The organism is Flavobacterium sp. N2038 (assembly GCF_025947185.1).
In the GTDB taxonomy this organism is placed as follows: domain Bacteria; phylum Bacteroidota; class Bacteroidia; order Flavobacteriales; family Flavobacteriaceae; genus Flavobacterium.
This window is the reverse complement of record NZ_CP110001.1, coordinates 1,642,045-1,667,856: the sequence shown is the minus strand read 5'-3', so window position 1 is coordinate 1,667,856 and position 25,812 is coordinate 1,642,045. Positions and strand designations below refer to the sequence as shown.

Here is a 25,812-nt window from a genome sequence, read left to right as displayed (position 1 = left end):
ACCTTTAAAATTAATTTATTTCTGATTCTTTTAGACAGTTGGCTTTTTAGACTTTCGACTTTATGACTTTCCAACTTTCGACTTAAGTTAAATCGTCTGCAAATATCTTACTTTTTAAAATAAATAATAACACTTCGAAAACAAACTTGTAACAAAAAACGTATTTTCGTGACAAATTGGTCATGATGCTAAAATTATTTAAAGAAAATATCCGAATTGCTTTTGGTTCTATCAAAACTCAATTGCTGCGAACCATTCTTACTGTTTTAATTATTGCCATCGGGATTACGGCGCTGGTAGGAATTCTAACCGTTGTAACCGCACTTGAAAACACCGTTTCGACTAATTTTGCCTCAATGGGTGCGAATACTTTTAACATCAACCAATATGAAAACACGGTTCGAAATCGTGGCGGAAACGAACGTGAAGTTATCAATCCCATAATTTCTTACCGGAAGCTGTTGCTTTCAAAAACAAATACAAATATCCATTTACCGAAACCTCGCTTTCTTTTACAGCAACATCAAAAGCAGAAGTAAAATATTTAGATACAAAAACAGATCCCGAAATTACAATTGTAGGTGTTGATGAACATTTTATTACCAATTCAGGTTTAGAAACCACTTTAGGGCGATCTTTCAATCAATTTGATATAGACAACAACACTTATTCCTGCGTTGTTGGATCAGATTTTGAGAAAGGTTTATTAAAAGATGTTAATCCAATAGATAAAATAATCTCTATTCGAGGTGCGCGTTTTAAAGTGATTGGAGTTTTAAAAGAGAAAGGATCTACGTTTGGACACAGTCAGGATTTACGTGTTTTAATCCCTATTCAGGTAGCACGTTCTTTATTTACAGCTCCAAACATCAATTACACTATAAGTGTTATGGTTGCTAAAAAAGAACTTCTGGACGAAGCAGCAGACAATGCAACAAGTACTATGCGCAGAGTTCGTAAACTAAGTCCGGTTCGTGATAATAATTTTGGTATTGGCCGAAGTGATGATTTAATTAACAGGATTTTAGGAATCACAAAATATCTGGGCTGGGCTTCCTGGATCATTAGCATTATCACCATTCTAGGATCATCTATTGCCTTAATGAACATTATGATTGTATCTGTTACAGAGCGAACGAGAGAAATTGGTGTTCGTAAAGCTCTCGGCGCCACAAAAGTGACCATTTCGGTTCAGTTTTTTATCGAAACTTTATTAATTGGACAAATTGGTGGATTGGTCGGAATTGTATTGGGAATTTTAATTGGTTTTGCTTTTGCAGGTATAATGAATTTTGCATTCGTAATTCCGTGGATGGCAATTTTCGCTGCATTTGCTACCAGCTTTATGGTTGCTATAGTTTCCGGTTTATATCCGGCCATTAAAGCTTCAAAATTAGATCCTATTGAAGCATTACGTTATGAATAATTCTCAGTCGTAGTTTTTCCCTGAAAACTTCGACTGAAAAATTGAAATCTAAATATTCCCTTTGATCATACGATCATTATCATAAATATCTTTTCGGAGTTCTGTGTTTTTAAAATTCATTTCCTCCAGCATATTCTTAGTTTCCTGCCCTAAATACTGGTTAATTTCAAAATAAAGCTGTCCATTTTCTAAAAGATTTTTCTGAGCTAATTCGGCAATTTTTTTATAAAAAATCAATGCATTATTATCTTCAACAAAGAGAGCCAAATGCGGTTCATAGTCCAGTACATTCTTTTTGATTTCTACTTTTTCTAAATTGCGAACATAAGGCGGATTCGAAACAATAATATCATAATCAGACTTTAATACTTCTAATTGTAATACATCCTTAAGCATAAAAGTAACTTCTACTTTATTATTTACAGCATTCAATTTAGCTGTTTCTAAAGCTTTTTTAGAAACATCAATGGCATAAACTTTTGCATTCGGAAGATTTTTAGCCAACGAAATTGCTATACAACCGCTTCCTGTTCCTATATCTAAAATCTTAATTTCTTTAGACTTATCAATTCCTTTGTTTTCGTTGATAATCCAGTCAACCAATTCTTCTGTTTCTGGCCTTGGGATTAAAACATTTTCATTTACTTCAAAGTCTAAACCATAAAAACTTGTTTTCCCTAATAGATATTGAATTGGAACTTCCTTTTTTAGCTGAGCCAATAACGAATTCCAAACTACAAAATCATTTTCAGCAAAATTTAATTCGTGATTAAGAGCCAGATCAATCTGACGTAACTTATGTTTGTCTTCTAATATTAAATAGAAAAAACTCTCCGCTTCATACGCATCGTAAAAAGGCGATAATTCTTTTATAAATTGTGTCCGGTATTGTTTTATTTTCATTTCGGTACTAGAGTATTAATTTTCAGCAAAGCCGATTTTCTTCTCAATAAGTCAGGTAAAATCAATATTGTTACAACAGATCTTACAAAACTTTCAACATCCAAACGGGCAAGAACAGTGCCCTGTATTTCCTAATGGAGCATCCAAATATTCAAAACCTGATTTTTTATATAATTTTTGAGCCGCAAGCATAAAAGGCATCGTCTCGATATAACATTTTTTAAACCCAAAACTTCTTGCCTGTTCCAGACATTTTTCCATCATCTGACTACCAATTCCTAATCCGCGCGTTTCCGGTAAAAAATACATTTTTTGCAATTCACAAATTTCTGCCGTGCCATTCTCTAAAGGAGCAATTCCGCAACAACCCACAACCTGCCCTTCCATTTCTACCACAAAATATGCTGATTCCGGTTTATTGTATTCTTCGAACATTAAATCCAAATAAGGATCTGCATATGCTGTACCCACTTTTGGAATTTCCATTTCGTCAAAAACTGATCTTATTAATTTAGCAACTGCCTGATTATCTTCTTTCTTAATTGGCCTGATCTTCCAATTTTTCATATCTCTTTATTAATATAATATATCTACAAAAGTAAAAATACTTTTTCGATAGACCCTTATCAATCCTTATAACTATGAAGATTAAACTCAAAATAACTATTTTTGCATTGTGAATATACATGAGAAATACATAAAACGCTGCATCAAACTTGCTCAAAACGGTTTTGGAACTACTTATCCGAATCCGATGGTTGGAAGCGTAATTGTTTATGACAATAAAATAATTGGCGAAGGCTGGCATAAAAAGGCCGGAGAGCCACATGCCGAGGTAAATGCTGTTCGTTCTGTAAAAGACAAATCGTTATTAAAAAAAGCTACTATATATGTAAGCTTGGAACCTTGTAGCCATTTTGGAAAAACACCGCCATGTTGTGATTTAATTATTGCCCATGAAATCCCTAATGTTGTTGTTGGAACAGTAGATCCAAATGAAAAAGTAGCAGGAAACGGCATTAAAAAATTAATTGCAGCTGGTGCAAATGTAACTGTAGGTGTATTAGAAAACGAATGCCACGAACTTAATAAACGCTTTTTTACCTTTCACCAAAAAAAGAGACCTTATATCATTTTAAAATGGGCCGAAAGTGAAGATAGTTTTCTTGCACCCGAAAAACAAATTGATCAGGAACGTAAACCTGTTTGGATCACTAATCCCTATTCCAGACAATTGGTTCATAAATGGCGTAGCGAAGAACAGGCTATTTTAGTGGGCACACAAACTGTAATTGATGATAACCCCAAATTAAATACCAGAGATTGGGCAGGAAACAATCCTGTGCGAGTTGTTTTGGATCAAAACAATCGTATTTCAAAAGATAGTTTTATTTTTGATGATAGTGTAAAAACTCTTGTATTTACAAAATCATCAAACAACCTTTCTACAGAAAACACTACCTTTGTAGCAATCGATTTCAATAAAAATATAATTCCTCAAATACTAGAGGTTTTGTATCAAAATCAGATTCAATCTATTATTATTGAAGGCGGTTTACAAACTTTGCAAACTTTTATCAACGAAGATATCTGGGATGAAGCCCGTATCTTTATTGGCAAAACTACTTTTAATAAAGGAACAAAAGCACCAGTTATTCAAAAAGGAACTAAAACCAAAAGTTATATTCAAAACGACGAATTAATATACCTTAGAAATCATGATTGATACTATAATTTTTGACTTCGGAGATATTTTTATCAATTTAGATAAACAGGCAACTATTTCGGGATTGCAGAAATTAGGTATGACTGAATGGAATTCTGAATTAGACCGTTTGAATCTTTTATTTGAAACCGGAGATATTTCGCATGATGATTTTTTAGCAGGTTTCCAAAAAGAACTTCCTAATGCCTCGATCGAAGAAATTCTACAGGCATGGAATGCAATTTTGGCAGACTTTCCATTATATCGTTTAGAGTTTCTACAAATGCTCACTAAAAAATATCGTCTTTTTTTATTAAGTAATACGGACTCTATTCATATTGAAACTTTTGAAAACACAAGCGGAGTTTCATTTTACAGCGACTTCTATCAATGTTTTGAGAAAGTCTATTTTTCATTTGAAATCGGAATGAGAAAACCAAATGCTGATGTTTTTCAATATTTAATCAATAAGCATGAACTGTCGCCAAAACGAACTTTGTTTGTTGATGACAAAAAAGAAAACACAGACTCAGCTGCTGCTTTAGGATTTAATGTTTGGAATTTACAAGTCGGCCAGGAAGATGTTGTCGATTTATTTGAGAAAAAAATATTATAGACACTTTATTATTTTTGCCACAGATTAAAATGATTTAATTCCTTGCATAATTTAACCGCAAAGAACGCAAAGATTTACACAAAGTTCACAAAGCTTCATCGTAATTATTAATAAAATAATTCGTGTAGATTCGTGAAATTCACGGCAAAACTCAGTTCAAAAAAATCTTTTTAATCTGTGAATCCCGATAGCTATCGGGAGTGGCTAAAAAACCTTTAAACATAATTTAGAAATTCAATTTTGGAATACTCCGATACTTATCAAACCATTGCTTTTGAATCTGAAGAAGTGCTTTTTAAAGAAAAAGGCAGTAAATTCTTTGGTTATGCTTTTCCTATAGAAAGCGAAGAAGAAGTAAAACCAATTATAGAAGACTTAAAAAAACTTCATCCTCATGCTGTACATTATTGCTACGCTTATCAACTAGGAACCGCACCTAAAATATCATATCGGGCTAATGACGACGGAGAACCAAGTAATACAGCTGGCGCACCCATATACGGCCAAATACAATCATTTGGGCTTACCAATATACTGGTAGTCGTAGTTCGTATTTTTGGTGGTATTAAACTGGGTGTCGGCGGATTAATCACAGCCTATAAAACAACAGCACAGTTAACACTCGATATCTGTGAAATTGTTGAAAAGACAATTGACGTTCATTTTTTAATCTCTTTTGATTATAAAAACATGAATAAAGTAATGCGTGTAATTAAGGAAAAAAAACTGGAAATCATCTCTCAGGAAATGGAATTTGATGAAATTTCCGGGCTTCCAATTGGCAAAATAACCACAAAAAGCCGAAAAAAAAATGCCGAATCAGTATTCGACATTTTTGATTTAATGTTTGAAATCGATATTAAAATTATCTAAATTAACATTAAAACGTACTTCATTTTAACAATTATACTAGTGTTTTAAATAATTCCAAAATGTAATTTGGAGGGGCCGTTGGACGACCTGTTTTTAACGAAATAAATACTAAAATAAACACTGCCGTTGTTAATAACTCATTCGCTTCATTATAAATAGCACAGTCAAATTCAATCTTAACAGATGACTGACTTTTGAAAGCTGTATGAATTGTTAAGAGCTCATCATAACGTGCCGATTTTTTATAATTAATTTGCATTGAAACAATCGGCAATCCAATACCGCTCTCTTCCATGCTTGCATACGAAATCCCTTTGTTTCTAAGCCATTCCACGCGTCCAATCTCAAAATATGGCACATAATTCCCATGATAAACGACTCCCATTTGATCCGTTTCTGAGTAACGAACACGCACTTGCGTTTGATGATTTTTCATTATTTATAGATTAAAAAAAATTAAATTCCCAAAGTTCACTTACAACATTTTTTTATAAAATTAGACTCCAAAATATTTTTTTTTACAGAAATTTGTTCACATATTTGTTATCCCGAAATACGGAAAAAATTTGCTCCTTTTTTATTAGGAGAATCTTTATCAATAATAAAAAACTTATCTGAATCTATGACTAAAACTGCTCAATCGGTATGGGAAAACTGTTTGTCCTTTATAAAAGACAATATTCAAGATCAAGCATATAAAACTTGGTTTGAACCAATCAAATCAGTTGAGCTAACCGACAACGCATTATACATTCAGGTACCTAGTAAATTTTTCTACGAATGGCTAGAAGAACATTACGTTAAATTATTGAAAGTTGCGCTTACCAAAGAACTGGGAAAAAACGCAAAGTTACTGTATAAAATTAAAATGGAAAACACTTATGGAAACAAACAGCCGTTTACCGAACAGCTGCCAAGTTCCAACAGAGTGCCAATGAAAACCACAAGAGGTGGATGCTCCGTTTAAAAACTTAAATCCTGAGCTTAAAAATCCTTTTGTAATTCCGGGAATCCGAAATTTAAAAATTGAATCACAGCTAAACCCAAATTACAGTTTTGACAATTTCCTTGAAGGAGATTCAAACCGTTTGGCTCGATCTGCGGGTATGGCTGTTGCCAATAAACCTGGAGGAACTTCTTTTAATCCTTTATTGATTTTTGGAGGAGTTGGTTTAGGAAAACACACTTAGCACATGCTATTGGTGTTGAAGTAAAAGACAAATATCCAGAAAAAACGGTTTTATATATTTCTGCCGAAATTTTCACACAACAATATATTGATTCTGTAAAAAAGAATAATCGTAATGATTTTATTCATTTTTATCAGCTGATTGATGTTTTAATTATTGACGACGTTCAGTTTTTATCTGGAAAATCAGGAACTCAGGACGTATTCTTCCACATTTTCAACTATTTGCACCAAAACGGAAAACAGGTAATCTTAACATCTGATAAAGCTCCGGTTGACATGCAAGATATTGAACAACGTTTATTATCTCGTTTTAAATGGGGATTATCTGCAGAATTACATCAGCCTGATTACGAAACTCGTATTTCGATCCTGAAGAACATTCTTTATCGTGATGGTGTTGATATGCCGGAAGACATTTTAGAATATGTTGCCCGTAATATCAAATCTAACGTTAGAGAACTTGAAGGCGCAATTATTTCGCTAATTGCTCATCTTCTTTCAACAAAAAAGAAGTTACAATTGAATTAGCAAAAAGTGTAGTTGAAAAATTTGTTAAAAACGTAAAGAGAGAAATCTCTATCGATTATATTCAAAAAATCGTATCTGATTATTTCCAGTTGGATATAGAAACGCTTCAATCTAAAACAAGAAAGAGGCACGTTGTACAAGCGAGACAATTGGCTATGTTTTTTGCAAAGAAATTTACCAAAGCTTCTTTGGCAAACATTGGTTCACAAATTGGAGATCGCGATCACGCTACCGTTTTACATGCTTGCAAAACTGTTGACAATTTAGTTTCTACAGACAAACAATTCAAAAAGTTTGTCGAAGATATCAACAAAAAACTAACGCTATAAACGCGAATCATGCCAATAAAAATTTTAATGGTTTGTTTGGGGAATATATGCCGATCACCTTTAGCAGAAGGTATATTAGCATCAAAATTACCAAAAGACAAATTTTTAGTTGATTCTGCCGGAACTGGATCCTGGCATGTAGGACATGCACCTGACAAACGCTCTATCGCCGTTGCTCAAAAAAACGGTTTAAGTATAGACAATCAAAGAGGAAGACAATTTAAAACTTCAGATTTTGATGAATTTGATTATATCTATGTCATGGATAATTCAAATTACCGCGATGTCACTCAACTTGCCAAAACACCAGAACACAAAAATAAAGTTCGTTTAATTTTAAATGAACTATTTCCAGATGAAAATGTAGATATCCCCGATCCTTATTTCGGAGCCGTTAATGGTTTCGACAATGTATATCAAATGCTTGATGAAGTGGCCGACATTATTGCACAAAAACTCATCAAAAAACATTCATAAATTCTCCATGTATTTTAATTATTAAGTTAATAATTGAAATACATTTTCTTTTTAAACTCTAAAATAGCATCAAATGAAACTTCTCGGAAAACTATATTTAATTCCAACTACAATGGGTGAAAGCGATCCAATGGATGTTTTACCACAAACAGTAAGAAGAAGTATAGAGTTGATAGACCACTACATTGTAGAAAATGACAAGACAGCTCGAAAATCTATAAAAGCAGTTTATCCTGAAAAGAAACAATCTGAACTGGTTCTTTTTACCCTTAACAAACGTACAGAACCAAGTGAACATCTAGACTTTATCAAACCTTTATTAGAAGGAAAAAATATGGGTTTAATGAGTGAAGCAGGTTGTCCGGGTGTAGCAGATCCAGGTGCAGTTATCGTAAAATTAGCGCATGAAAAAGGGATTCAAGTGGTACCTTTAGTTGGCCCTTCTTCTATTTTATTAGCTATGATGGCTTCCGGAATGAATGGACAAAGTTTTACTTTCAATGGATATTTGCCAATTGACAAAGACGAGAAAAAATCAGCTTTAAGGCATTTTGAGAAATTATCTCAGGATAAAAATCAGTCTCAAATTTTTATTGAAACACCTTATAGAAACAACAAATTGGTTGAAGATCTTTTACAGATTTTAAACCCGTCAACACATCTTTGTATTGCTACAGATATTACTTTACCAACAGAGTTCATCAAAACAATGAAAGTTTCGGATTGGAAAAAATTAAAAGTGGATTTACATAACAGACCTACGATTTTTATTATTCATAAAATGTAAGCTAACCTTAAAACCTCCTTATGAAAAAGTTTTTAATCCTGATTGCAATTTGTTTTGCTCAAAATGCATTTTCTCAAATTGAAGAACCTAAAAGATATATAAGTGATTCAGAAAGAGCTATTATTGAAGGAAACCAAGTTTACAATACAGCAGGAATAGATGTAAGACCAGAATTCCGGGAGGAGTAGACGCAATGAACGGATTTATAAAACAAAATTTCAAAAATCCAAAAGAAGGTTTAAAAGGAAAAATATACGCCACTTTTATTATTGAAAAAGACGGATCATTAAGCGATACTAAAATTTTAAGAGATCTTGGACACGAAACAGGCACGGAAGCCATAAGAGTTTTGAAACTATTTCCAAAATGGAGCCCTGGAAAACAAAACAATAAAACCATTAGAGTTCTCTACTCCATTGCAATGGTAATAAATTAAGTTTATTTTATTCACTCACAAATTTCCTCAAAACCAAACTTTGTCATGAGCAAACTTCCAAAAATAATGACAAGCATCTTTACGGTAATAGCCAAAATGGCATCCGAATATAATACGATAAATCTTTCTCAGAGAATTTTTACATAGCAGACCTACGATTTTTATTATTCACAAAATGTAATCACTATAATTCCGGTAGATATCAGTAATTATTAGTTCAAATTTCTACACCACTTGTTGTTATTAAACAATGTGAGTTGATCCGTTATAATCTTTTCTTAAAAAAACACTCTTAAACTGCTTTAAATTAACAATCTATAAAGATATTTTTAACTCTTATACATAGGTAAAAGAGTTACTTTTATCTGGTTCCAAAAAAAAACACTCAAAACCCTACAGTTTAATGATTTAACATTAAAAACATCATCAAAAAGGGGAAGAAAATAAGGAAGCCTTCATATAATTTTAAATCATTAAGATTAACTTAATTAATTAATATTTTAAAATTAAATATCATGAAAGCATTTCTTTTTTTTATATTATTTTTTAGTCTGACGACAAATTCTTACTCTCAAGGCGAAATTATCAGCCCAAAAGATGCTGAAATAAAAATGGCAGATTTACCTGCTGTTGTAATTAAAAGCGTAGGAAAGGATTTTTCGATTTACTTACCTGACAGAAATCCGGATCAAGGAGTTAAAGCGCTTCAAAAACATTTTATTTCTTATAATTTAGGAAAAGATTATGAAGGCTATGACTCGTACTTAGTAGTCTTTGAATCCGCACAAGGCTCCTTATCTGCAACCTATAATGAGAATGGAAAACTAACCAGTGTCGTTGAAAATTATGAAAACGTAAAACTTCCCGGCAAAGTAATTTACGCGATATATTCGAAATACCCAGGATATACAATAGTAAAAGACAAATTTACGTATACTCAAGAACAAGGCGATATCAAACAAAAAGAATACAATCTGAAAATCAAAAAAGACAATGAAATTATCAAACTAGTAATCAAACCAACCGGAGAAATTATACAATAAAACAATTATAAGAAAAACATTAAATAACTGATTTACTGGCACGAAGTCATTATTTAATGTTTTTTTTATATCTAAAAAAGAAAAAAATATTGATTTACTTCAAAAAACAAGTACATTTATAATTAAAATTTCTATCCAAAAAAATTGAAAGTAAATCTTCATAACAGACTGACAATTTTTGTAATTCATGTAAATGTAAACTAACCCTAAAAACACCGTAATGAAAAAGTTACTTCTACTTGTTTTGATTTGCTTTCTACAAAATACATTTTCACAATATAAAGAACCAACAATCAAATCAGATCCAGATGCAGTACTTAATAAAACAGAAGAAATTCCAACCATAGATACCAAACCGGAATTTCCTGGAGGGCCAGAGGCTTTACACAACGATTTTCTTAAGAAAAATTACAAGATGCCTAACGTAAGTAACTTAAAAGGTAAAGTCTATGTTGCTTTTATGGTTGAACAAAATGGAACATTAAGCAATATAAAAGTCTTAAGAGATATTGGTCATGGAACTGGAGAAGAAGCTATTAGAGTTCTAAAAATATCTCCAAAATGGATTCCTGCAAAGAAAAATGGTAAACCTGTAAGATGGCAATATTCATTTCCTATAAATGTAACTGGAAACGAACCACCAAACGCAGTCAAATTGTATAACTCTACTCAAAGCAGTTCAGTTATACCTGTTATTGAAGAAGAAAATCAAGTTTATAATACCGCAGGTATAGAAGTAAGACCTGAATTTCCAGGTGGCCAAGAAGCCTTAGAACATTTTTTAAAAGACAATTACAAAAAACCACAAAATGATTTAAAAGGAAAAGTTTATGCTACTTTTATTATCGAAAAAGATGGCTCTTTAAGTGATATAAAAATCTTAAGAGACATTGGATTCGGTACGGGTGCAGAAGCAATTAGAGTATTAAAAAATTCTCCAAAATGGACTCCCGGAAAACAAAATAACAAAGTAGTTCGAGTTTTATATTCTATGCCTATAGTTATAAATTAACATCCTAATATTTTCTCAAACAAGTTTCTCCAAATCAAACTTTTACCATGAGTAAACTCCCAAACGTAACCACAAGCATTTTTACGGTAATGTCAAAAATGGCAGTCGAATATAATGCGATAAATCTTTCTCAAGGATTTCCAAATTTTCCTGTTGATGAAAGATTGACGGATATTGTTGCCCGATTATCAAAGGAAAACGTCCATCAATATACGCCAATGGCAGGTTATCCGCCATTGATGAGTAAAATTGCAGCGTTAACTCAGAGTTCTTATAACAGAACAATCAATCCTGATTTAGAACTTTTAGTTACAGCTGGGGCCACACAGGGAATTTTTACTTCAATTTTGGCTTTGGTAAAAGAAAATGACGAAGTCATTATTCTCGATCCGAGTTATGATTCATACGAGTCACCTGTTTTACTTTGTAAAGCAAAACCTGTTCGGGTAGCCTTAAATGATGATTATACCCCAAATTGGGAAATAATCGAAAAAGCTTGTTCGGAGAAAAGCCGAATGATTATCATCAACAATCCGCATAATCCGACTGGAAAAATATTAACCGAAGCAGATTTCCTTCAATTAGAAAAATTACTATCAAAATATCCCGATCTACTGGTTTTATCTGATGAAGTTTACGAATACATCACTTTTGAAGAAAAACACATTTCGGCACATACCAAAAGTTTTCTTTTAGATCGCTGTATTATGGTTTCTTCATTTGGAAAATCATTTCATATCACGGGATGGAAAATTGGCTACACTGTTGCTCCTGAACACTTAATGAAAGAAATCAAAAAAGTACATCAATTTCTGGTTTTCAGCGTAAACAGTATTTCTCAGTTTGCCATCAGCGAATATTTAGATGTTGTTGATGTTAATTTGCTTGGGAAATTCTATCAGGAAAAGAGAGATTATTTCCAGAAACTGCTTAAAAATAGCCAATTTGAACTTAAACCATGCGAAGGGACATATTTTCAGGTTGCCTCGTATGCCAATATTTCAAACGATGACGATATTACTTTTTGTAAAAAACTAATTACAGATCATGGTGTTGCCGCTATTCCTATTTCCTCTTTTTATTCAGATCATAAAGACCAGAAATTAATCCGTTTTTGCTTTGCCAAAGACAATTTTACATTAGAGTCAGCAGCAAAAAAATTGTCCAAAATATAAACTTTATCAAAATTTTATAACAATAGTATGCGTGCATCCTATTTTTTTAATTAATATTGTAAAAAAAGAAAAGTATGAGCTATACAGATAAAATGTTACGAGATGACGCCTTAAAAGGTAAAGTCATTGTAGTTACTGGCGGCGGAAGTGGTTTAGGAAAAGCAATGACAAAATATTTCTTAGAATTAGGCGCTCAGGTAGCGATTACTTCAAGAGATTTAGAAAAGCTTAAAGCTACTGCTGCAGAACTTGAAAGTGAAACTGGCGGAAAATGTTTGCCTCTTCAATGTGACGTTCGTCATTATGAAGAAGTAGAAAACATGCTTCAGGAAACATTAAAAGTATTCGGAAAAGTAGATGTTCTTTTGAACAATGCAGCCGGAAACTTTATTTCTCCAACTGAAAGATTATCTGCCAATGCTTTCGATACTGTTATCGATATTGTACTGAAAGGTTCTAAAAACTGTACACTTGCTTTTGGAAAACACTGGATTGACACTAAACAAACATCGGCTACAATTTTAAATATTGTTACTACTTATGCCTGGACAGGTTCAGCTTACGTAGTACCAAGTGCTACTGCAAAAGCAGGAGTTTTAGCTATGACAAGAAGTCTTGCTGTAGAATGGGCAAAATACGGAATTCGTTCTAACGCGATTGCTCCGGGGCCATTCCCTACAAAAGGTGCATGGGACAGATTATTACCGGGAGATCTTGCCGAAAAATTTGATATGTCTAAAAAAGTGCCATTAAAACGTGTAGGAGATCATCAGGAATTAGCCAATTTAGCTGCTTATTTAGTTTCCGATTTCTCTGCTTATGTAAACGGAGATGTAATTACAATTGACGGAGGCGAATGGTTAAAAGGTGCCGGACAATTCAATTTATTAGAAGCAATTCCAGAAGAACTTTGGGATCAGCTTGAAATGATGATAAAAGCAAAAAAGAATAAATAATTACAAGTGCTTACTAAACTCAGAATATTTTATTAAAACTATACTGATTGCACAAGATCCCGATAGCATTGCTCATCGGGATTTTTTTTATCTTTTTCACCATATAAGTGATATAAGTTCAATGAAGTAACAAATTGTTTAAATATTCTACTTGCTTAAATTTACTTACCCTACTTATATGGTTAAATTACATAATATGTTTAGCAATTCAGTTAAATTATTATTTTTGCCAAACAAATATCAAACAAAAATTTTATGCTCATTATTGGACTTGCAGGAGGAACAGGAAGTGGAAAAACAACGGTAGTACACCAAATCATGAACGAATTACCAGACACTGAAGTGGGCGTAATTTCTCAGGATTCGTATTATAAACAAACCGATAATTTATCTTTTGACGAAAGAGCATTAATCAATTTTGATCATCCTCGAGCTATTGATTTTGAATTATTAGTAAAACATTTAAAAGCGCTAAAAGCCGGAGAAACTATTGATCAGCCTGTTTATTCTTTTATTCAGCATAACAGAACTGACGATACGGTTTCAACTCACCCTAGAAAAGTAATGATTGTCGAGGGTATATTAATTTTGACAAATCCGGAATTACGGGAACTTTTTGATATCAAAATTTTCGTTCACGCAGATTCAGATGAAAGATTAATCCGTCGTTTAAAAAGAGATATTTCAGAGCGAGGACGTGATATCGACGAGGTTTTAAACCGTTATCAAAACACATTGAAGCCTATGCACGAGCAATTTATAGAGCCGTCAAAAGCATTTGCTGATATTATTATCCCGAATGACAAATACAACACTGTAGCAATTGATGTTGTGCGTGCTGTAATTAATCAGCGAATTTTATAATTTTTATCGTAAATTTAAACCATAATAATTAGGAGCTGATTCCTGTTTTCGCCTTTATCTTTTTATGTCTGCTGCGGCAGACATAAAAAGAAAACCGGCTCAAACAAAGTTCACTGAACACAAATAAAAGGCAGTAACTTGGTGAAGTAATCGGGGTCAAAAAACAATCCAATTCAAAAAAAATATTCGTTTAAAAATGAAATTAAAAAATCCATACAAAGGCAAAAAATGGTTCAAATACCTTGGCAATAAATATGTTTGGGTCCTTCTGTTTTTTATTGTCTGGATGTTATTTTTAGACAACTACTCCTATTTTGATCATCGCTTTCTTGATGGCCAGATAAATGAATTGCAAGACAATAAAAAATATTATCAGCAAGAAATAAAAAAAGATCAGGAACAGATTAAACAACTTAAGAATCCTGAACAAATAGAAAAATATGCTCGCGAAAAATACTTTATGAAAAAGGACAGCGAAGATATTTACATCATCCAATTTGAAGGAGATACCATTCAAGATAAAGAATAATTAGAAAAAACACCCAATGGCCACTACCCTGTTCAACGATTTCAATCCGATTTCATCCAAGCAATGGAAACAAAAAATTCAGTTTGAACTGGATGGAGCTGATTACAACGAAACAGTTATCTGGAACTCTCCAGAAGATATTCAGGTAAAACCTTTTTATCACCGCGATGAGTTTGCTGGTGCTGCGTCTGCAGAAACTCAGGTTTCAAACTTTACAATCTGTCAAAATATTTTTGTTCATGATGTCGAGAAATCGATTCAAAGAGCCATCAACACTATCGAAAGAGGTGCTGAAAGTTTACGTTTTTCAATAGAAAATGAGAATATCGATATTCAAAAACTACTTGAAACTCTTCCTTTAGAAAACAAAATCGTTTACTTTAATTTGAGTTTTATCTCAATCGATTTCGTAAAAAAACTGGATTCAATTTCAATTCAGAAAAAAGCAACTTTTTTCTGTAATATAGATCCAATTGGCCATTTTGCAAGAGAAGGAAACTGGTTCACAACATCTGACAAAAATAATTTTGAAACACTGGAAAATATTTCAAAAACAGTCACCAATCTTTCACTCCTAAGTATTGATTTAGGTTTGTACCAAAATGCAGGAGCCAATATTACACAGCAAATCGCTTACAGCTTAGCGCACGCAAACGAATATTTAAATCGTTTACCAAATATTGTAACTCCAATTGTTTTCCAGGTATCAATTGGAACGAATTATTTCTTTGAAATTGCAAAACTTCGCACTTTAAGAATGCTTTTTAAATTAATTGCTGCAGAATATAATCCTGATATCGAATGTCATATTCTGGCAACACCAACGAGGCGTAATAAAACCATTTACGATTACAATGTTAATATGCTTCGTACCACAACCGAATGCATGTCGGCAATATTAGGAGGAGCAGATTCTGTAGCCAATTTACCTTATGACGCCTTATACCATAAAGACAATGAATTTGGAGATCGTATTGCTCGAAATCAATTGTTAGTCCTGAAACACGAAAGCTATTTTGACAAAGTAAATAATCCGGCTGACGGCAGTTATTATATAGAAAGCTTAACCACACAACTGGCAGAAAAAAGTCTTACCTTATTTAAAGATATTGAATCCAATGGTGGTTTCTTAAAATTATTAAACGACGGAACGATCAAAAAGAAAATTCAGGAAAGCGCCAATAAAGAACAAGATTTATTCGATTCAAAAAAAGAAGTTTTATTAGGAACGAATAAATATCCCAACAAAGAAGACAAAATGAAACATGATTTAGAACTGTTTCCTTTTGTAAAAATTAAACCAAGAAAAACATTAATTACACCAATAATAGAAAAAAGATTAGCAGAGAAACTGGAACAAGAACGTTTAGAACTTGAATAGTCTTTTAAAGTAATTAATAATCTCTTACAAAGAAGTGTCTCCATGATAAGAAAAGACCTTAAACATATAAAATTAGAAGTTAAAAGTGAGAAGTCAGATGTTGATCAGAATCAACAAATGACCGAAAACTTCATGACTGCTGAAGGAATTGAAATCAAAAAAAACTATTCACAAAAAGATCTTGAAGATTTAGAATTTCTTGATTTCGGGGCTGGCTTTGCACCCAATTTACGCGGACCTTATGCTACAATGTATGTAAGACGCCCATGGACAATTCGTCAATATGCAGGATTTTCAACAGCAGAAGAAAGTAATGCTTTTTACAGAAGAAATCTTGCTGCAGGACAAAAAGGGCTATCTATTGCTTTTGATTTACCCACACACCGAGGTTACGATTCAGATCATGAAAGAGTAGTTGGTGACGTTGGAAAAGCCGGAGTTGCGATTGATTCTGTTGAAGATATGAAAGTATTATTCGATCAGATTCCATTAGATGAAATGTCAGTTTCAATGACTATGAACGGAGCTGTCCTGCCAATTATGGCCTTTTACATTGTTGCGGCCGAAGAACAAGGAGTTGCATTAAGTAAATTGTCAGGGACAATTCAAAATGACATCTTGAAGGAATTTATGGTGCGTAATACTTATATCTATCCACCAACACCTTCTATGAAAATCATCGCTGATATTTTTGAATTTACGAGCAAAAAAATGCCGAAATTCAATTCTATCTCTATTTCAGGTTATCATATGCAGGAAGCAGGCGCGACAGCAGATATTGAGTTAGCCTATACGTTAGCAGATGGTTTAGAATACATTAGAACAGGATTATCAACCGGAATGTCAATTGATGAATTTGCCCCTCGCCTTTCTTTCTTTTGGGCTATTGGTATGAATCATTTCATGGAAATCGCAAAAATGAGAGCCGGCCGAATGATCTGGGCAAAATTAATTCAGCAATTTAATCCAAAAAGTGATAAATCCTTAGCTCTTAGAACACATTGCCAAACTAGTGGCTGGAGTTTAACAGAACAGGATCCTTTTAACAATGTAGCGAGAACTTGTATCGAGGCTACAGCAGCAGCATTTGGAGGAACGCAATCATTGCATACCAATGCACTTGATGAAGCAATTGCACTTCCAACTGACTTCTCTGCCAGAATTGCCCGTAATACTCAAATATTTTTACAGGAAGAAACTAAAATTACCAAAACAGTTGATCCTTGGGGAGGAAGTTATTATGTTGAATCATTGACTAATGAAATCCTAAAAAATACCTGGAAGCTAATCGAGGAAGTTGAAGAATTAGGCGGTATGACAAAAGCTATCGAAGCCGGAATCCCTAAACTTAGAATCGAAGAAGCTGCCGCAAGAAAACAAGCAAAGATTGATAGCGGTCAGGATATTATTGTTGGTGTAAACCAATTTAGATTAGAAAAAGAAGATCCGTTACATATTTTAGATGTTGACAACCAAATGGTTCGTAAGCAGCAAATTGAACGTCTTACTGACATAAAAGCAAAAAGAAATACTGAAAAAGTAAATCAATCACTGGAAAAATTAATTCATTGTGCCAAAACCGGACAAGGAAACTTACTGGAAATTGCTACTGAAGCTGCTCGCGAAAGAGCAACATTAGGAGAAATTAGCGATGCTCTGGAAAGTGTTTTTGGCAGATTTAAAGCACAAATTAAATCCTTTAGCGGTGTGTATAGTGCAGCAATAAAAAATGACGAAAATTTTGAAAAAGCTAAGCAGTTAGCAGATGCTTTTGCAAAACAAGAAGGAAGACGTCCAAGAATCATGATTGCCAAAATGGGGCAAGATGGGCATGACCGAGGCGCAAAAGTTGTAGCAACTGGTTATGCAGATGTAGGTTTTGATGTCGATATAGGTCCACTTTTTCAAACTCCTGCTGAAGCCGCTAAACAAGCTGTCGAAAATGACGTTCACATTTTAGGTGTTTCTTCTTTAGCTGCCGGACATAAAACTCTGGTCCCACAAGTAATCGAAGAACTAAAAAAACATGGTCGCGACGATATTATGGTGATTGTGGGTGGTGTTATTCCGGCGCAGGACTATCAATATTTATTTGATGCCGGTGCTGTAGCCGTTTTTGGTCCCGGAACTAAAATCAGTGAAGCAGCCATTCAAATTTTAGAAATCTTAATTGACTAATAATAGCAATAAAAAAATCCCGAAGTTTTCGGGATTTTTTTATTCTTCTTTTCATTCTTAATCGTTTACTGTGGCGTTACTATCTGCCTCAATATACGAAAGATCATATCCTCCAAAAGCTTTTAAATAACTTCTTAAAGAAGTTCCGTAAGCATCTCTAAAATGCCTGTTCCCTTTATTCTTAAAGAAGTTTTTTACTGAGCCAGCTCCGCCAAGATGCGCAGCAGCCAAAATACCAGATTCGGTAATTTCAATACCACTAATAATCTGTCCTTCGTACTTTTGAATTTCATTACGCAAAATCCATTTGTTTTTGGATAGTAATGCAATAAAAGCTTTTTCTTGTAATGCCGGATCTTTTAAAAAGTTTTTGTTGTTTTTAATACCAATAGCTCTTAGAGCTTCAGCCCCAAATTGATATTTCCCCATATAACCAAGTGAATTGACCAAACGGTACTTTCCTTGAGATTCTTTAAAAGCAACTGCTTCTTTAAAGCCTATTAAATGGTTTCCGGTGTATGGGAAGTTTAAATTAGGATAATCATCCTTTTCTTGTGATGGAAACATGTATTCTGTTCCATCTGTTTTTTCTGTTAAGAACCAAGGCTTGGTCTCCAGATTGAAGGGTTTAAAACCCAAACTTAAAAATGTAATAATAACGATCAAACTCGCGTAAAAATACCATTTCTTTATCATAAATTGTTTTTCTTCAAAACGCTGTCACCCTTTTGAAATTTCTACGATGCAAAGATAACAAATACAAAACTACCTTATAAATCAACACTTTACATGTTTTTAAGAAATTTAAAATCCTCCTAAAACCCTCTGGTAATGCACTTTTCGGGAGATTTGGCAGAGATCAAAAACTTCGGAAATAGCCTCAAAAAATAAAACCAAAAAACATCATTTTTATCAAATTTTTACCAAATTAGTTAAAATAATAAGACAAAACTCACAATAACTTCCAATTTACTAACGCAAATTTAATCCTTGTTCTAAAAATTTGCAAAAAATTTGTAAGATAAAAACCATAAAAAACATCGTTTTCTAATCTTAATGAACAAAAAACACCTTTAATCTTTCAAAAATTATTCTGAGAATCGAATCATATTGTACGAAAATTACCTTGCAAACAAAACATTTTTTCTAGCTCTGATTGCATAAAATTTAACTGAAGCCATAAACTTAAATCATAAAAAAACCGAAGCTTAAAAGCTTCGGTTTTTTATAATGTTATTTTTAATAACTAATTATCTTGTTACACCCTGACTTGCAATCCAGTCAGAATACTTTTTCGCATTAACATTATGTTCTGCCAAAGTTGAAGCAAATTCGTGATAACCGAAACGTTCTACACTCGCACAAAAATAAATATAATCGTTTTTCTCAGGATTTAAAACTGCATCAAGTGCCGTAATATCAGGCATTGCAATTGGCCCCGGAGGAAGCCCAATATTTACATAAGTATTATAAGGCGATTTCATAACCAAATCATTATAAAAAACTCTCTTAATAACCTGATCAAAATTGTTATCTCTTAATTTTAAAGCATAAATTACAGTTGGATCAGCTTGCAAAGGCATTGCCAAACGCAAACGGTTTAAATAAACACCAGCAATACGTGGACGTTCATCTTTTTTAACCGACTCTTTGTGAACAATTGAAGCTAAAATAGTAGCCTGAACCGGAGTTAAACCTTGTTTTTTTGCTTTTTCAATCCTTTCAGCTGTCCAAAAATTATGATACTCCTTAATCATTTTATCACGGAACTTTTCTGCAGAAGTATTCCAGTAAATTTCATAAGTGTTTGGAATAAACATGGCAAAAACATTTTCTTCATTAAATCCGTTTGCTGCCATAAAAGTAGAATCTTTTATTGCTTTTAATAAAGATAAACTGTCAGCTTCAATTTCAGAACCCACTCTGCCAGCAAAATTCTCTAAACGCTCCTGATTATTAAAAGCCAATTTTACCGGAACATTAGAGCGCATAGCACGTACCAAATCAATATTGTTCATGTCTTTTTTAAGCAAAAAGCGACCTGATTTTACATTTTCAGGATAGCTTCTTTTGTTGGCTACTAATTCAAAATTGTCGAAATTCTTAATGTATGGTTCTAATATTTTTTTTACATCTGTATAGTTAGCTCCTGTAGGAACGTATACATAAAGTTCTTTTTCTTCAAATTTAGTATTAGCACTAAATATTCTGCTAATTAAAATAAATCCGTAAATCATTAAAACAGAAATTACGGCTACAGCTAGTATTGTGATGATTTTTTTTAATTTCAAAGTTTAAAATATTAAATATGTTTGTTAATTAACTGAAAAATTGCTTCGTCTTGATAGTGGTTATTTAGCAAAATCCAATCTTTTTTAATTCCTATTTTCTCAAAACCAAATTTAGTAAAAAGAGCTATACTAGCTTCATTTCCTACATTAATATTTGCATATAATTGATGCAAATTTAAATGGTGAAATGAATATTTAATTAATAATCCCAGCGCCTCAGAACCAATGTTTTGGTTTCTGTTATCTTTATTCTGAATTACAATTCCAACTCCGGCTTTATTGTTTCTGGGATCAAATTCAAATAAATCTATTAATCCAATTGCCGGAAAATCTTCATCCTGACAAATTGCTAAACGCAATTGTTTTGCTTCATAAATATCCTGCTGTGCATTTTCAAGATATTGCCGAATCAAAAAGCGACTATATGGTGTATTGGTATTACTGACTTCCCAAATGCTCTGATCATTTTCCATAGCATATACAAACTCTAAATCATTAGGTTCTAATGCTCGTAAATAAATCGATTCTCCTTTGAGTGTTATCATTTAAAATATGAAATTTAGATTAAACTGAGACTTAAATTTCAATAGTTCCTTTAAAAACAAATTTTGCTGGTCCGGTTAGAAAAACATTCGTAAAATGATCTCCAATTTTATCAAAAGAGACAACAAGTTTCCCTCCTTCTACATTCAAATTAATCGAAGTTTTATCTGTTTCCCCAATAGCATTCATTGCAATTGCTACAGCTGTAGCTCCGGTTCCGCAGGCCAAAGTTTCATCCTCCACACCTCTCTCGTAAGTACGAAGCGAAAAAGTATCTTCATCAATCTTCTTTACAAAATTAACATTACTTCCTTTTTCACCATATAATTCTCCGTAACGAATAGCAGCTCCATTTTCTTTTGCATTGTAATTTTTCAAATCTTCAACAATCTGAACATGATGTGGCGAACCCGTATTTAAGAAGGTATATGAATCTTGTTTTTGTATTTGGTCAACATCAATCATCTGCAAAGAAACAATAGCGTCTTTTCCAACAGAAGCATGATGCAATCCATCGGTAGCGATAAAAGTAGTTTTATCATCAATTACCCCTAATTGGTTAGCGAAAGCAACAAGACATCTTCCGCCATTGCCACACATTGAACTTTGATTTCCATCAGAATTATAGTAAACCATTCTGAAATCTGTATCTGAATCATTTTCAAGTAAGATAAGTCCGTCTGCACCAATACCAAATCGTCTGTCACATAAACGCTCAATTAATTGAATATCTTCTTTCGGAAAAAAATTAGAACGATTGTCAATCATTACAAAATCGTTCCCTGTACCTTGATATTTATAAAATTCTACTTGCATTTTTTAGTTGTTAGAAGTACAAAAGTACAAACAATTAATTAAGGAAATGTTAATCATTGTTAAAGAGCGTTAAACCGTTTTTACAAATAATTTTTTGAAGTAATTTTACGTTAAATTAAACATGAAACAAAATTCTAATAACTTAATTACAAACTCTAATATGAAAAGATTTTCAGCCTTATTTTTAGTATCATTACTTAGTGGTGCTATTACTCTTGGTGCTTACAAGTTATTATTTGAAAGCAACAATTCATTTTTTGGAAAAAGAAATTCTGTTGTAACTCTCGCCCCAAACTCATTTGGAAGAAATGTTGGTTTAGCAGCTGAAGCAGTTGATTTTACTGAAGCTGCAGACAAAACTATTCATACTGTTGTTCACGTAAAAAACGTTTCGAGAAGAACCGTAAGCAATCCGATGCTGGAATTTTTCTATGGCTATGGCGGACAGCAGCAGCAAGAACAGGTAGGAACTGGTTCTGGAGTAATTATTTCTGAGGATGGATATATTGTAACCAATAATCACGTAATCAAAGACGCGACAGAAATTGAAATTACCTTAAACAATAAAAAATCATACAAAGCAAAATTAATTGGTACGGATTCTAAAATGGACATTGCCCTTTTAAAAATTAATGCCGATGAAAAATTACCCTATACTGCTTTTGCTAATTCTGATTCTGTAAAAGTTGGTGAATGGGTTTTGGCTGTTGGAAATCCTTATAATTTAACCTCGACTGTTACAGCCGGAATTGTTTCTGCAAAAGCCAGAAATTTAGATCAAAGCGGAATTCAGTCTTTCATTCAGACAGATGCTGCAGTAAATCCGGGAAATAGCGGTGGGGCATTAGTAAATGCAAGAGGTGAATTAATCGGAATTAATACCATGATTTCTTCAATGACTGGATCTTATGTTGGATATTCTTTTGCTGTTCCATCTAATATTGCCCGAAAAATTATTGAGGATATTATGGAATACGGAAATGTTCAAAGAGGAATTCTTGGTGTAGAAGGTGGCGAACTTAACAGTACAGCTTCTAAAGAATTAGGAATTACAGAAACACAGGGATTCTATATTAATAGAGTAACCAAAAATTCAGGAGCAGAAAAAGCCGGACTTACAAAAGGAGATATTATCGTAAAACTAGATGAACAAAACATTGCAACTTATGCAGATCTTTCAGGTTATATTAATACTAAAAGACCAAATGATGTTGTAAAAGTTACCTACATCAAAGATGGAAAAACAAAATCTGTTCCTGTAACGCTGAGTAAAAATGAATTTTACAGTGCCGAATTTAAAGGAATCGAATTAGAAAATATCGATGCTGCTGATAAAAAGAAATTTAGAATTGATTATGGTGTTAAAATCAAAAATATCACCAATGAAAATTTAATGCAATATCAAAATGAACTGCAAGGCAACATCATATTAAGTATTGACAATGTAAAAGCAACAAATGTTGAAACTGTTTCTAAACTTTTAAGCAAAAAAGATGAAGGACAAAGTGTCCGCATTGAGATGATCAACAGAAACGGAGAAATCTTTAGAATTATCATTTAAAAAAATTAAAATTTATCATTTTCAAAGCCATCTTAAAATTAAGATGGCTTTTTTATTTTCAAAAATAAATCATAAAATAGTTTACGAAATCGATTGAAATGGATACTTTTGCGCCAAATTTTAAAATAGTGAGCATTTTATTTTTTCAATTTAATCAATTATGAGCAAAAAATCTTTGTACCAAAAAGAGGTATCATTACAAGTCGACCGAAGAAGAGCTGGTGTCGAATTAATAAAAATCATAAGCGATTTATGGTATGACAAGTCTATCGAAATGGTTTTATTTAAAAATCAATTACTGGATCAAAATGTCAGCGAGATAATCAATCTGCATCAATATGCAGGTGAATTTGTTGGCAAACCAATTACCATTTTTGATTCGGTTGAAATCGCAAAAGTTGTTTTATCATTAGATTTACCTCCTGCAAAAATAGATTTAGGAAAACTGACTTACGAGTATCGTTTAGAAGATGAAAAATATCCAGACGCGAGATACTTTGTTATGGATAAATTAAAAAAAGCAAAATCTTCAGAAGAAATTCAGCCTAAAGATGTTGTTTTATATGGTTTTGGAAGAATTGGACGTTTATTGGCAAGAGAGCTAATGTCTAAAACCGGAAAAGGAAATCAATTGCGTTTGAGAGCTATTGTAACCCGAGACAAAAATGATGCATCTAGTTTAGAAAAAAGAGCTTCATTATTACGATATGATTCTATTCATGGAGATTTTCACGGATCTGTAACTGCTGACCCAAAAAATAATGCCCTAATTATAAACGGAACAACAGTACATATAATAACAGCAAATGCTCCGGAAGAAATTGATTACACACAATATGGCATCAACGATTCTTTAATAATTGATAACACAGGTGCTTTTACAACTGAGGAAGCTCTTAAAAGACATTTAACTTCAAAAGGAGCCAGCAAAGTTTTATTGACAGCACCTGGAAAAGGAATCCCGAATATAGTACACGGTGTGAATCATAATGATTTCAACCCAGATGAAATTAATATTTTCTCAGCTGCGTCATGCACAACAAATGCCATAACGCCAATTTTAAAAGCAATTGAAGATACAATAGGTGTTGTAAAAGGACATTTAGAAACTATTCATGCTTATACAAACGACCAAAATCTGGTTGATAATATGCATAAAAAATATCGTCGTGGCAGAGCTGCAGCCTTAAATATGGTAATTACTGAAACTGGTGCAGGAAGCGCTGTTGCAAAAGCTTTGCCTTCATTGGAAGGAAAACTTACTTCAAATGCCATTCGCGTTCCGGTTCCAAATGGTTCACTTGTGGTTTTAAATCTAGAAGTAAAAAAAGCTACCTCAGTTTTAGCCATTAATAAAATCATGAAAAAATACGCTCTGGAAGGAGAGCTTGTAGAACAAATTAAATATTCATTAAATAATGAGTTGGTATCATCTGATATTGTAGGGACATCGGCGCCTTCTATCTACGATAGCAATGCAACAATTGTTTCAAAAGACGGAAAAAACATTGTACTCTACATTTGGTATGACAATGAATATGGATATAGCCATCAGGTAATTCGTTTAGCGAAATATATTGCAAAAGTAAGACGCTTTACTTACTATTAATATAAAACCAAAACCAACTATTTCTAAAAACCATCAAGTTCTCTTGATGGTTTTTTTATTAAATAGGAAGAACAGTTGTGCTCTTTACTTCTGAAATCACAAAAACAGTATTAATCAAAGATACCTCAGGCAAAATAGATAGCTTCTTCTGATGAAAATGATGATAACTTTCCATATCGGGAATAATAACTTTAAGCATATAATCAAAATTACCCGAAACATAATTGCATTCTACAACTTCGGGTAAATTTAAAATGGATTGATTAAACCCTTCGGAGGTATCATATGTTTGTTTTGTCAACGTAACCTGACAATAAACCGTGAGATTATTACCGAGTTTTTTCTTGTTTAAAATCGAAACATATTTCTCTATAATACCCTCTTTTTCAAGACGTTTAACACGATCATGAACAGGTGTAAGAGACAAATTAATTTTATTTGCAATGTCTTTTAACGTATAATGTGCATTCTCCTGTAAAAGTCGTAAGATTTTTTTGTCTATTTCATCTAAAGCCATAACGAAAACGTTTTCATTTGCAAATAAAAATCAGTTGTTTTTTCTTTTTTAAGAAGCAAAAAACT

At 32.8% G+C, this 25,812-nt stretch carries 24 protein-coding genes and 3 pseudogenes; 19 read left to right on the top strand and 8 right to left on the bottom strand.

What is annotated here, in order from left to right; translation table 11 throughout:
- Window positions 1-182: 182 nt before the first annotated feature.
- Window positions 183-1,426 (top strand): annotated as a pseudogene (locus OLM51_RS07635) (ABC transporter permease).
- A gap of 48 nt (window positions 1,427-1,474) precedes the next feature.
- On the opposite strand, the gene prmC reads toward OLM51_RS07635, so the two are convergent.
- Together prmC and OLM51_RS07625 are read right to left on the bottom strand one after the other, a co-directional pair.
- Window positions 1,475-2,329, bottom strand: a complete 855-nt coding sequence (prmC, locus tag OLM51_RS07630) for a peptide chain release factor N(5)-glutamine methyltransferase (protein WP_264553729.1) — start codon at window positions 2,327-2,329, stop codon at window positions 1,475-1,477.
- A gap of 82 nt (window positions 2,330-2,411) precedes the next feature.
- A pseudogene (locus OLM51_RS07625) lies at window positions 2,412-2,896 on the bottom strand (GNAT family N-acetyltransferase).
- Between the two features lie 109 nt (window positions 2,897-3,005).
- Between OLM51_RS07625 and ribD the strand changes: the two are divergent.
- The 3 genes from ribD (at window position 3,006) to OLM51_RS07610 (ending at window position 5,523) form a co-directional block, all read left to right on the top strand.
- A complete protein-coding gene (gene ribD, locus OLM51_RS07620; protein WP_264553728.1) occupies window positions 3,006-4,055 on the top strand; it encodes a bifunctional diaminohydroxyphosphoribosylaminopyrimidine deaminase/5-amino-6-(5-phosphoribosylamino)uracil reductase RibD in 1,050 nt (349 codons plus the stop codon).
- On the top strand, window positions 4,048-4,650 hold the full coding sequence (locus OLM51_RS07615) for an HAD family hydrolase (protein ID WP_264553727.1): 603 nt from the start codon (window positions 4,048-4,050) through the stop codon (window positions 4,648-4,650). Before ribD ends, OLM51_RS07615 begins: the two co-directional genes overlap by 8 nt.
- Window positions 4,651-4,890: 240 nt before the next feature.
- Window positions 4,891-5,523 carry an IMPACT family protein gene (locus tag OLM51_RS07610; RefSeq protein ID WP_264553726.1) on the top strand — a complete coding sequence of 211 codons (633 nt, stop codon included), beginning with the start codon at window positions 4,891-4,893 and terminating at the stop codon, window positions 5,521-5,523.
- A gap of 31 nt (window positions 5,524-5,554) precedes the next feature.
- Here OLM51_RS07610 and OLM51_RS07605 read toward each other — a convergent pair whose 3' ends face one another.
- Window positions 5,555-5,959 carry an acyl-CoA thioesterase gene (locus tag OLM51_RS07605; protein ID WP_264553725.1) on the bottom strand — a complete coding sequence of 135 codons (405 nt, stop codon included), beginning with the start codon at window positions 5,957-5,959 and terminating at the stop codon, window positions 5,555-5,557.
- A 186-nt stretch (window positions 5,960-6,145) separates the two neighbouring features.
- On the opposite strand from OLM51_RS07605, the pseudogene dnaA reads away from it, so the two are divergent.
- The 13 genes and pseudogenes from dnaA to scpA all read left to right on the top strand — a co-directional run bounded on the left by dnaA (window position 6,146) and on the right by scpA (window position 18,410).
- Window positions 6,146-7,572, top strand: a pseudogene (dnaA, locus tag OLM51_RS07600) (chromosomal replication initiator protein DnaA).
- A 9-nt stretch (window positions 7,573-7,581) separates the two neighbouring features.
- Window positions 7,582-8,049 (top strand): low molecular weight protein-tyrosine-phosphatase, encoded by a 468-nt coding sequence (locus OLM51_RS07595; protein ID WP_264553724.1) that lies wholly within the window; start codon window positions 7,582-7,584, stop codon window positions 8,047-8,049.
- 73 nt (window positions 8,050-8,122) lie between these two features.
- Entirely contained in the window at window positions 8,123-8,836 is a 714-nt protein-coding gene (locus tag OLM51_RS07590) for an SAM-dependent methyltransferase (RefSeq protein ID WP_264553723.1), read from the top strand.
- Window positions 8,837-8,856: 20 nt separating this feature from the next.
- On the top strand, window positions 8,857-9,024 hold the full coding sequence (locus OLM51_RS07585; RefSeq protein ID WP_264553722.1) for a hypothetical protein: 168 nt from the start codon (window positions 8,857-8,859) through the stop codon (window positions 9,022-9,024).
- Window positions 9,025-9,029: 5 nt separating this feature from the next.
- Complete coding sequence (locus OLM51_RS07580) at window positions 9,030-9,272, top strand: energy transducer TonB (RefSeq protein WP_264553721.1); 243 nt, start codon at window positions 9,030-9,032, stop codon at window positions 9,270-9,272.
- 515 nt (window positions 9,273-9,787) lie between these two features.
- Entirely contained in the window at window positions 9,788-10,315 is a 528-nt protein-coding gene (locus tag OLM51_RS07575) for a hypothetical protein (RefSeq protein ID WP_264553720.1), read from the top strand.
- A 220-nt stretch (window positions 10,316-10,535) separates the two neighbouring features.
- The gene (locus OLM51_RS07570; RefSeq protein ID WP_264553719.1) at window positions 10,536-11,327 is read left to right on the top strand and encodes an energy transducer TonB; all 792 of its coding nucleotides are present in this window, start codon (window positions 10,536-10,538) and stop codon (window positions 11,325-11,327) included.
- Between the two features lie 47 nt (window positions 11,328-11,374).
- Window positions 11,375-12,502, top strand: coding sequence for a methionine aminotransferase (locus OLM51_RS07565; protein WP_264553718.1), 1,128 nt, complete (start codon window positions 11,375-11,377; stop codon window positions 12,500-12,502).
- Between the two features lie 74 nt (window positions 12,503-12,576).
- Window positions 12,577-13,458: an SDR family oxidoreductase gene (locus OLM51_RS07560; protein ID WP_264553717.1), complete on the top strand. Its 882-nt coding sequence runs from the start codon at window positions 12,577-12,579 to the stop codon at window positions 13,456-13,458.
- 255 nt (window positions 13,459-13,713) lie between these two features.
- Window positions 13,714-14,322 (top strand): uridine kinase, encoded by a 609-nt coding sequence (udk, locus tag OLM51_RS07555; RefSeq protein WP_264553716.1) that lies wholly within the window; start codon window positions 13,714-13,716, stop codon window positions 14,320-14,322.
- 196 nt (window positions 14,323-14,518) lie between these two features.
- Complete coding sequence (locus OLM51_RS07550) at window positions 14,519-14,851, top strand: FtsB family cell division protein (RefSeq protein ID WP_264553715.1); 333 nt, start codon at window positions 14,519-14,521, stop codon at window positions 14,849-14,851.
- Window positions 14,852-14,867: 16 nt separating this feature from the next.
- Window positions 14,868-16,232, top strand: a complete 1,365-nt coding sequence (locus tag OLM51_RS07545; RefSeq protein WP_264553714.1) for a methylmalonyl-CoA mutase subunit beta — start codon at window positions 14,868-14,870, stop codon at window positions 16,230-16,232.
- Between the two features lie 42 nt (window positions 16,233-16,274).
- The gene (scpA, locus tag OLM51_RS07540; protein ID WP_264553713.1) at window positions 16,275-18,410 is read left to right on the top strand and encodes a methylmalonyl-CoA mutase; all 2,136 of its coding nucleotides are present in this window, start codon (window positions 16,275-16,277) and stop codon (window positions 18,408-18,410) included.
- Window positions 18,411-18,467: 57 nt separating this feature from the next.
- Here scpA and OLM51_RS07535 read toward each other — a convergent pair whose 3' ends face one another.
- The 4 genes from OLM51_RS07535 to dapF form a co-directional block, all read right to left on the bottom strand.
- Window positions 18,468-19,106 carry a peptidoglycan-binding protein LysM gene (locus OLM51_RS07535; RefSeq protein ID WP_264553712.1) on the bottom strand — a complete coding sequence of 213 codons (639 nt, stop codon included), beginning with the start codon at window positions 19,104-19,106 and terminating at the stop codon, window positions 18,468-18,470.
- Between the two features lie 554 nt (window positions 19,107-19,660).
- Window positions 19,661-20,701 (bottom strand): endolytic transglycosylase MltG, encoded by a 1,041-nt coding sequence (gene mltG, locus OLM51_RS07530; RefSeq protein WP_264553711.1) that lies wholly within the window; start codon window positions 20,699-20,701, stop codon window positions 19,661-19,663.
- 11 nt (window positions 20,702-20,712) lie between these two features.
- On the bottom strand, window positions 20,713-21,246 hold the full coding sequence (locus OLM51_RS07525; RefSeq protein ID WP_264553710.1) for a GNAT family N-acetyltransferase: 534 nt from the start codon (window positions 21,244-21,246) through the stop codon (window positions 20,713-20,715).
- A gap of 31 nt (window positions 21,247-21,277) precedes the next feature.
- Window positions 21,278-22,060 (bottom strand): diaminopimelate epimerase, encoded by a 783-nt coding sequence (dapF, locus tag OLM51_RS07520; protein ID WP_264553709.1) that lies wholly within the window; start codon window positions 22,058-22,060, stop codon window positions 21,278-21,280.
- Window positions 22,061-22,220: 160 nt separating this feature from the next.
- Here dapF and OLM51_RS07515 point away from each other — a divergent pair, with 160 nt between their 5' ends.
- Together OLM51_RS07515 and OLM51_RS07510 are read left to right on the top strand one after the other, a co-directional pair.
- Window positions 22,221-23,621, top strand: a complete 1,401-nt coding sequence (locus OLM51_RS07515; RefSeq protein ID WP_264553708.1) for a trypsin-like peptidase domain-containing protein — start codon at window positions 22,221-22,223, stop codon at window positions 23,619-23,621.
- Window positions 23,622-23,781: 160 nt separating this feature from the next.
- Window positions 23,782-25,230 (top strand): glyceraldehyde-3-phosphate dehydrogenase, encoded by a 1,449-nt coding sequence (locus tag OLM51_RS07510; RefSeq protein WP_264553707.1) that lies wholly within the window; start codon window positions 23,782-23,784, stop codon window positions 25,228-25,230.
- Window positions 25,231-25,288: 58 nt separating this feature from the next.
- On the opposite strand, the gene OLM51_RS07505 is transcribed toward OLM51_RS07510, so the two are convergent.
- The gene (locus OLM51_RS07505) at window positions 25,289-25,747 is read right to left on the bottom strand and encodes an Lrp/AsnC family transcriptional regulator (RefSeq protein ID WP_264553706.1); all 459 of its coding nucleotides are present in this window, start codon (window positions 25,745-25,747) and stop codon (window positions 25,289-25,291) included.
- Between the last annotated feature and the right edge of the window lie 65 nt (window positions 25,748-25,812).

Bases quoted from the DNA above. Each gene is read 5' to 3' on its own strand.
- OLM51_RS07560 (WP_264553717.1), top strand. From the start codon at position 12,577: ATGAGCTATACAGATAAAATGTTACGAGATGACGCCTTAAAAGGTAAA.
- OLM51_RS07615 (WP_264553727.1), top strand. From the start codon at position 4,048: ATGATTGATACTATAATTTTTGACTTCGGAGATATTTTTATCAATTTA.
- prmC (WP_264553729.1), bottom strand. From the start codon at position 2,329: ATGAAAATAAAACAATACCGGACACAATTTATAAAAGAATTATCGCCT.
- OLM51_RS07575 (WP_264553720.1), top strand. From the start codon at position 9,788: ATGAAAGCATTTCTTTTTTTTATATTATTTTTTAGTCTGACGACAAAT.
- OLM51_RS07580 (WP_264553721.1), top strand. From the start codon at position 9,030: ATGAACGGATTTATAAAACAAAATTTCAAAAATCCAAAAGAAGGTTTA.
- scpA (WP_264553713.1), top strand. From the start codon at position 16,275: ATGATAAGAAAAGACCTTAAACATATAAAATTAGAAGTTAAAAGTGAG.
- OLM51_RS07525 (WP_264553710.1), bottom strand. From the start codon at position 21,246: ATGATAACACTCAAAGGAGAATCGATTTATTTACGAGCATTAGAACCT.
- OLM51_RS07565 (WP_264553718.1), top strand. From the start codon at position 11,375: ATGAGTAAACTCCCAAACGTAACCACAAGCATTTTTACGGTAATGTCA.
- OLM51_RS07505 (WP_264553706.1), bottom strand. From the start codon at position 25,747: ATGGCTTTAGATGAAATAGACAAAAAAATCTTACGACTTTTACAGGAG.
- OLM51_RS07595 (WP_264553724.1), top strand. From the start codon at position 7,582: ATGCCAATAAAAATTTTAATGGTTTGTTTGGGGAATATATGCCGATCA.
- OLM51_RS07535 (WP_264553712.1), bottom strand. From the start codon at position 19,106: ATGATAAAGAAATGGTATTTTTACGCGAGTTTGATCGTTATTATTACA.
- OLM51_RS07605 (WP_264553725.1), bottom strand. From the start codon at position 5,959: ATGAAAAATCATCAAACGCAAGTGCGTGTTCGTTACTCAGAAACGGAT.
- dapF (WP_264553709.1), bottom strand. From the start codon at position 22,060: ATGCAAGTAGAATTTTATAAATATCAAGGTACAGGGAACGATTTTGTA.
- OLM51_RS07510 (WP_264553707.1), top strand. From the start codon at position 23,782: ATGAGCAAAAAATCTTTGTACCAAAAAGAGGTATCATTACAAGTCGAC.
- OLM51_RS07585 (WP_264553722.1), top strand. From the start codon at position 8,857: ATGAAAAAGTTTTTAATCCTGATTGCAATTTGTTTTGCTCAAAATGCA.
- udk (WP_264553716.1), top strand. From the start codon at position 13,714: ATGCTCATTATTGGACTTGCAGGAGGAACAGGAAGTGGAAAAACAACG.
- OLM51_RS07590 (WP_264553723.1), top strand. From the start codon at position 8,123: ATGAAACTTCTCGGAAAACTATATTTAATTCCAACTACAATGGGTGAA.
- OLM51_RS07570 (WP_264553719.1), top strand. From the start codon at position 10,536: ATGAAAAAGTTACTTCTACTTGTTTTGATTTGCTTTCTACAAAATACA.
- OLM51_RS07545 (WP_264553714.1), top strand. From the start codon at position 14,868: ATGGCCACTACCCTGTTCAACGATTTCAATCCGATTTCATCCAAGCAA.
- OLM51_RS07550 (WP_264553715.1), top strand. From the start codon at position 14,519: ATGAAATTAAAAAATCCATACAAAGGCAAAAAATGGTTCAAATACCTT.
- OLM51_RS07515 (WP_264553708.1), top strand. From the start codon at position 22,221: ATGAAAAGATTTTCAGCCTTATTTTTAGTATCATTACTTAGTGGTGCT.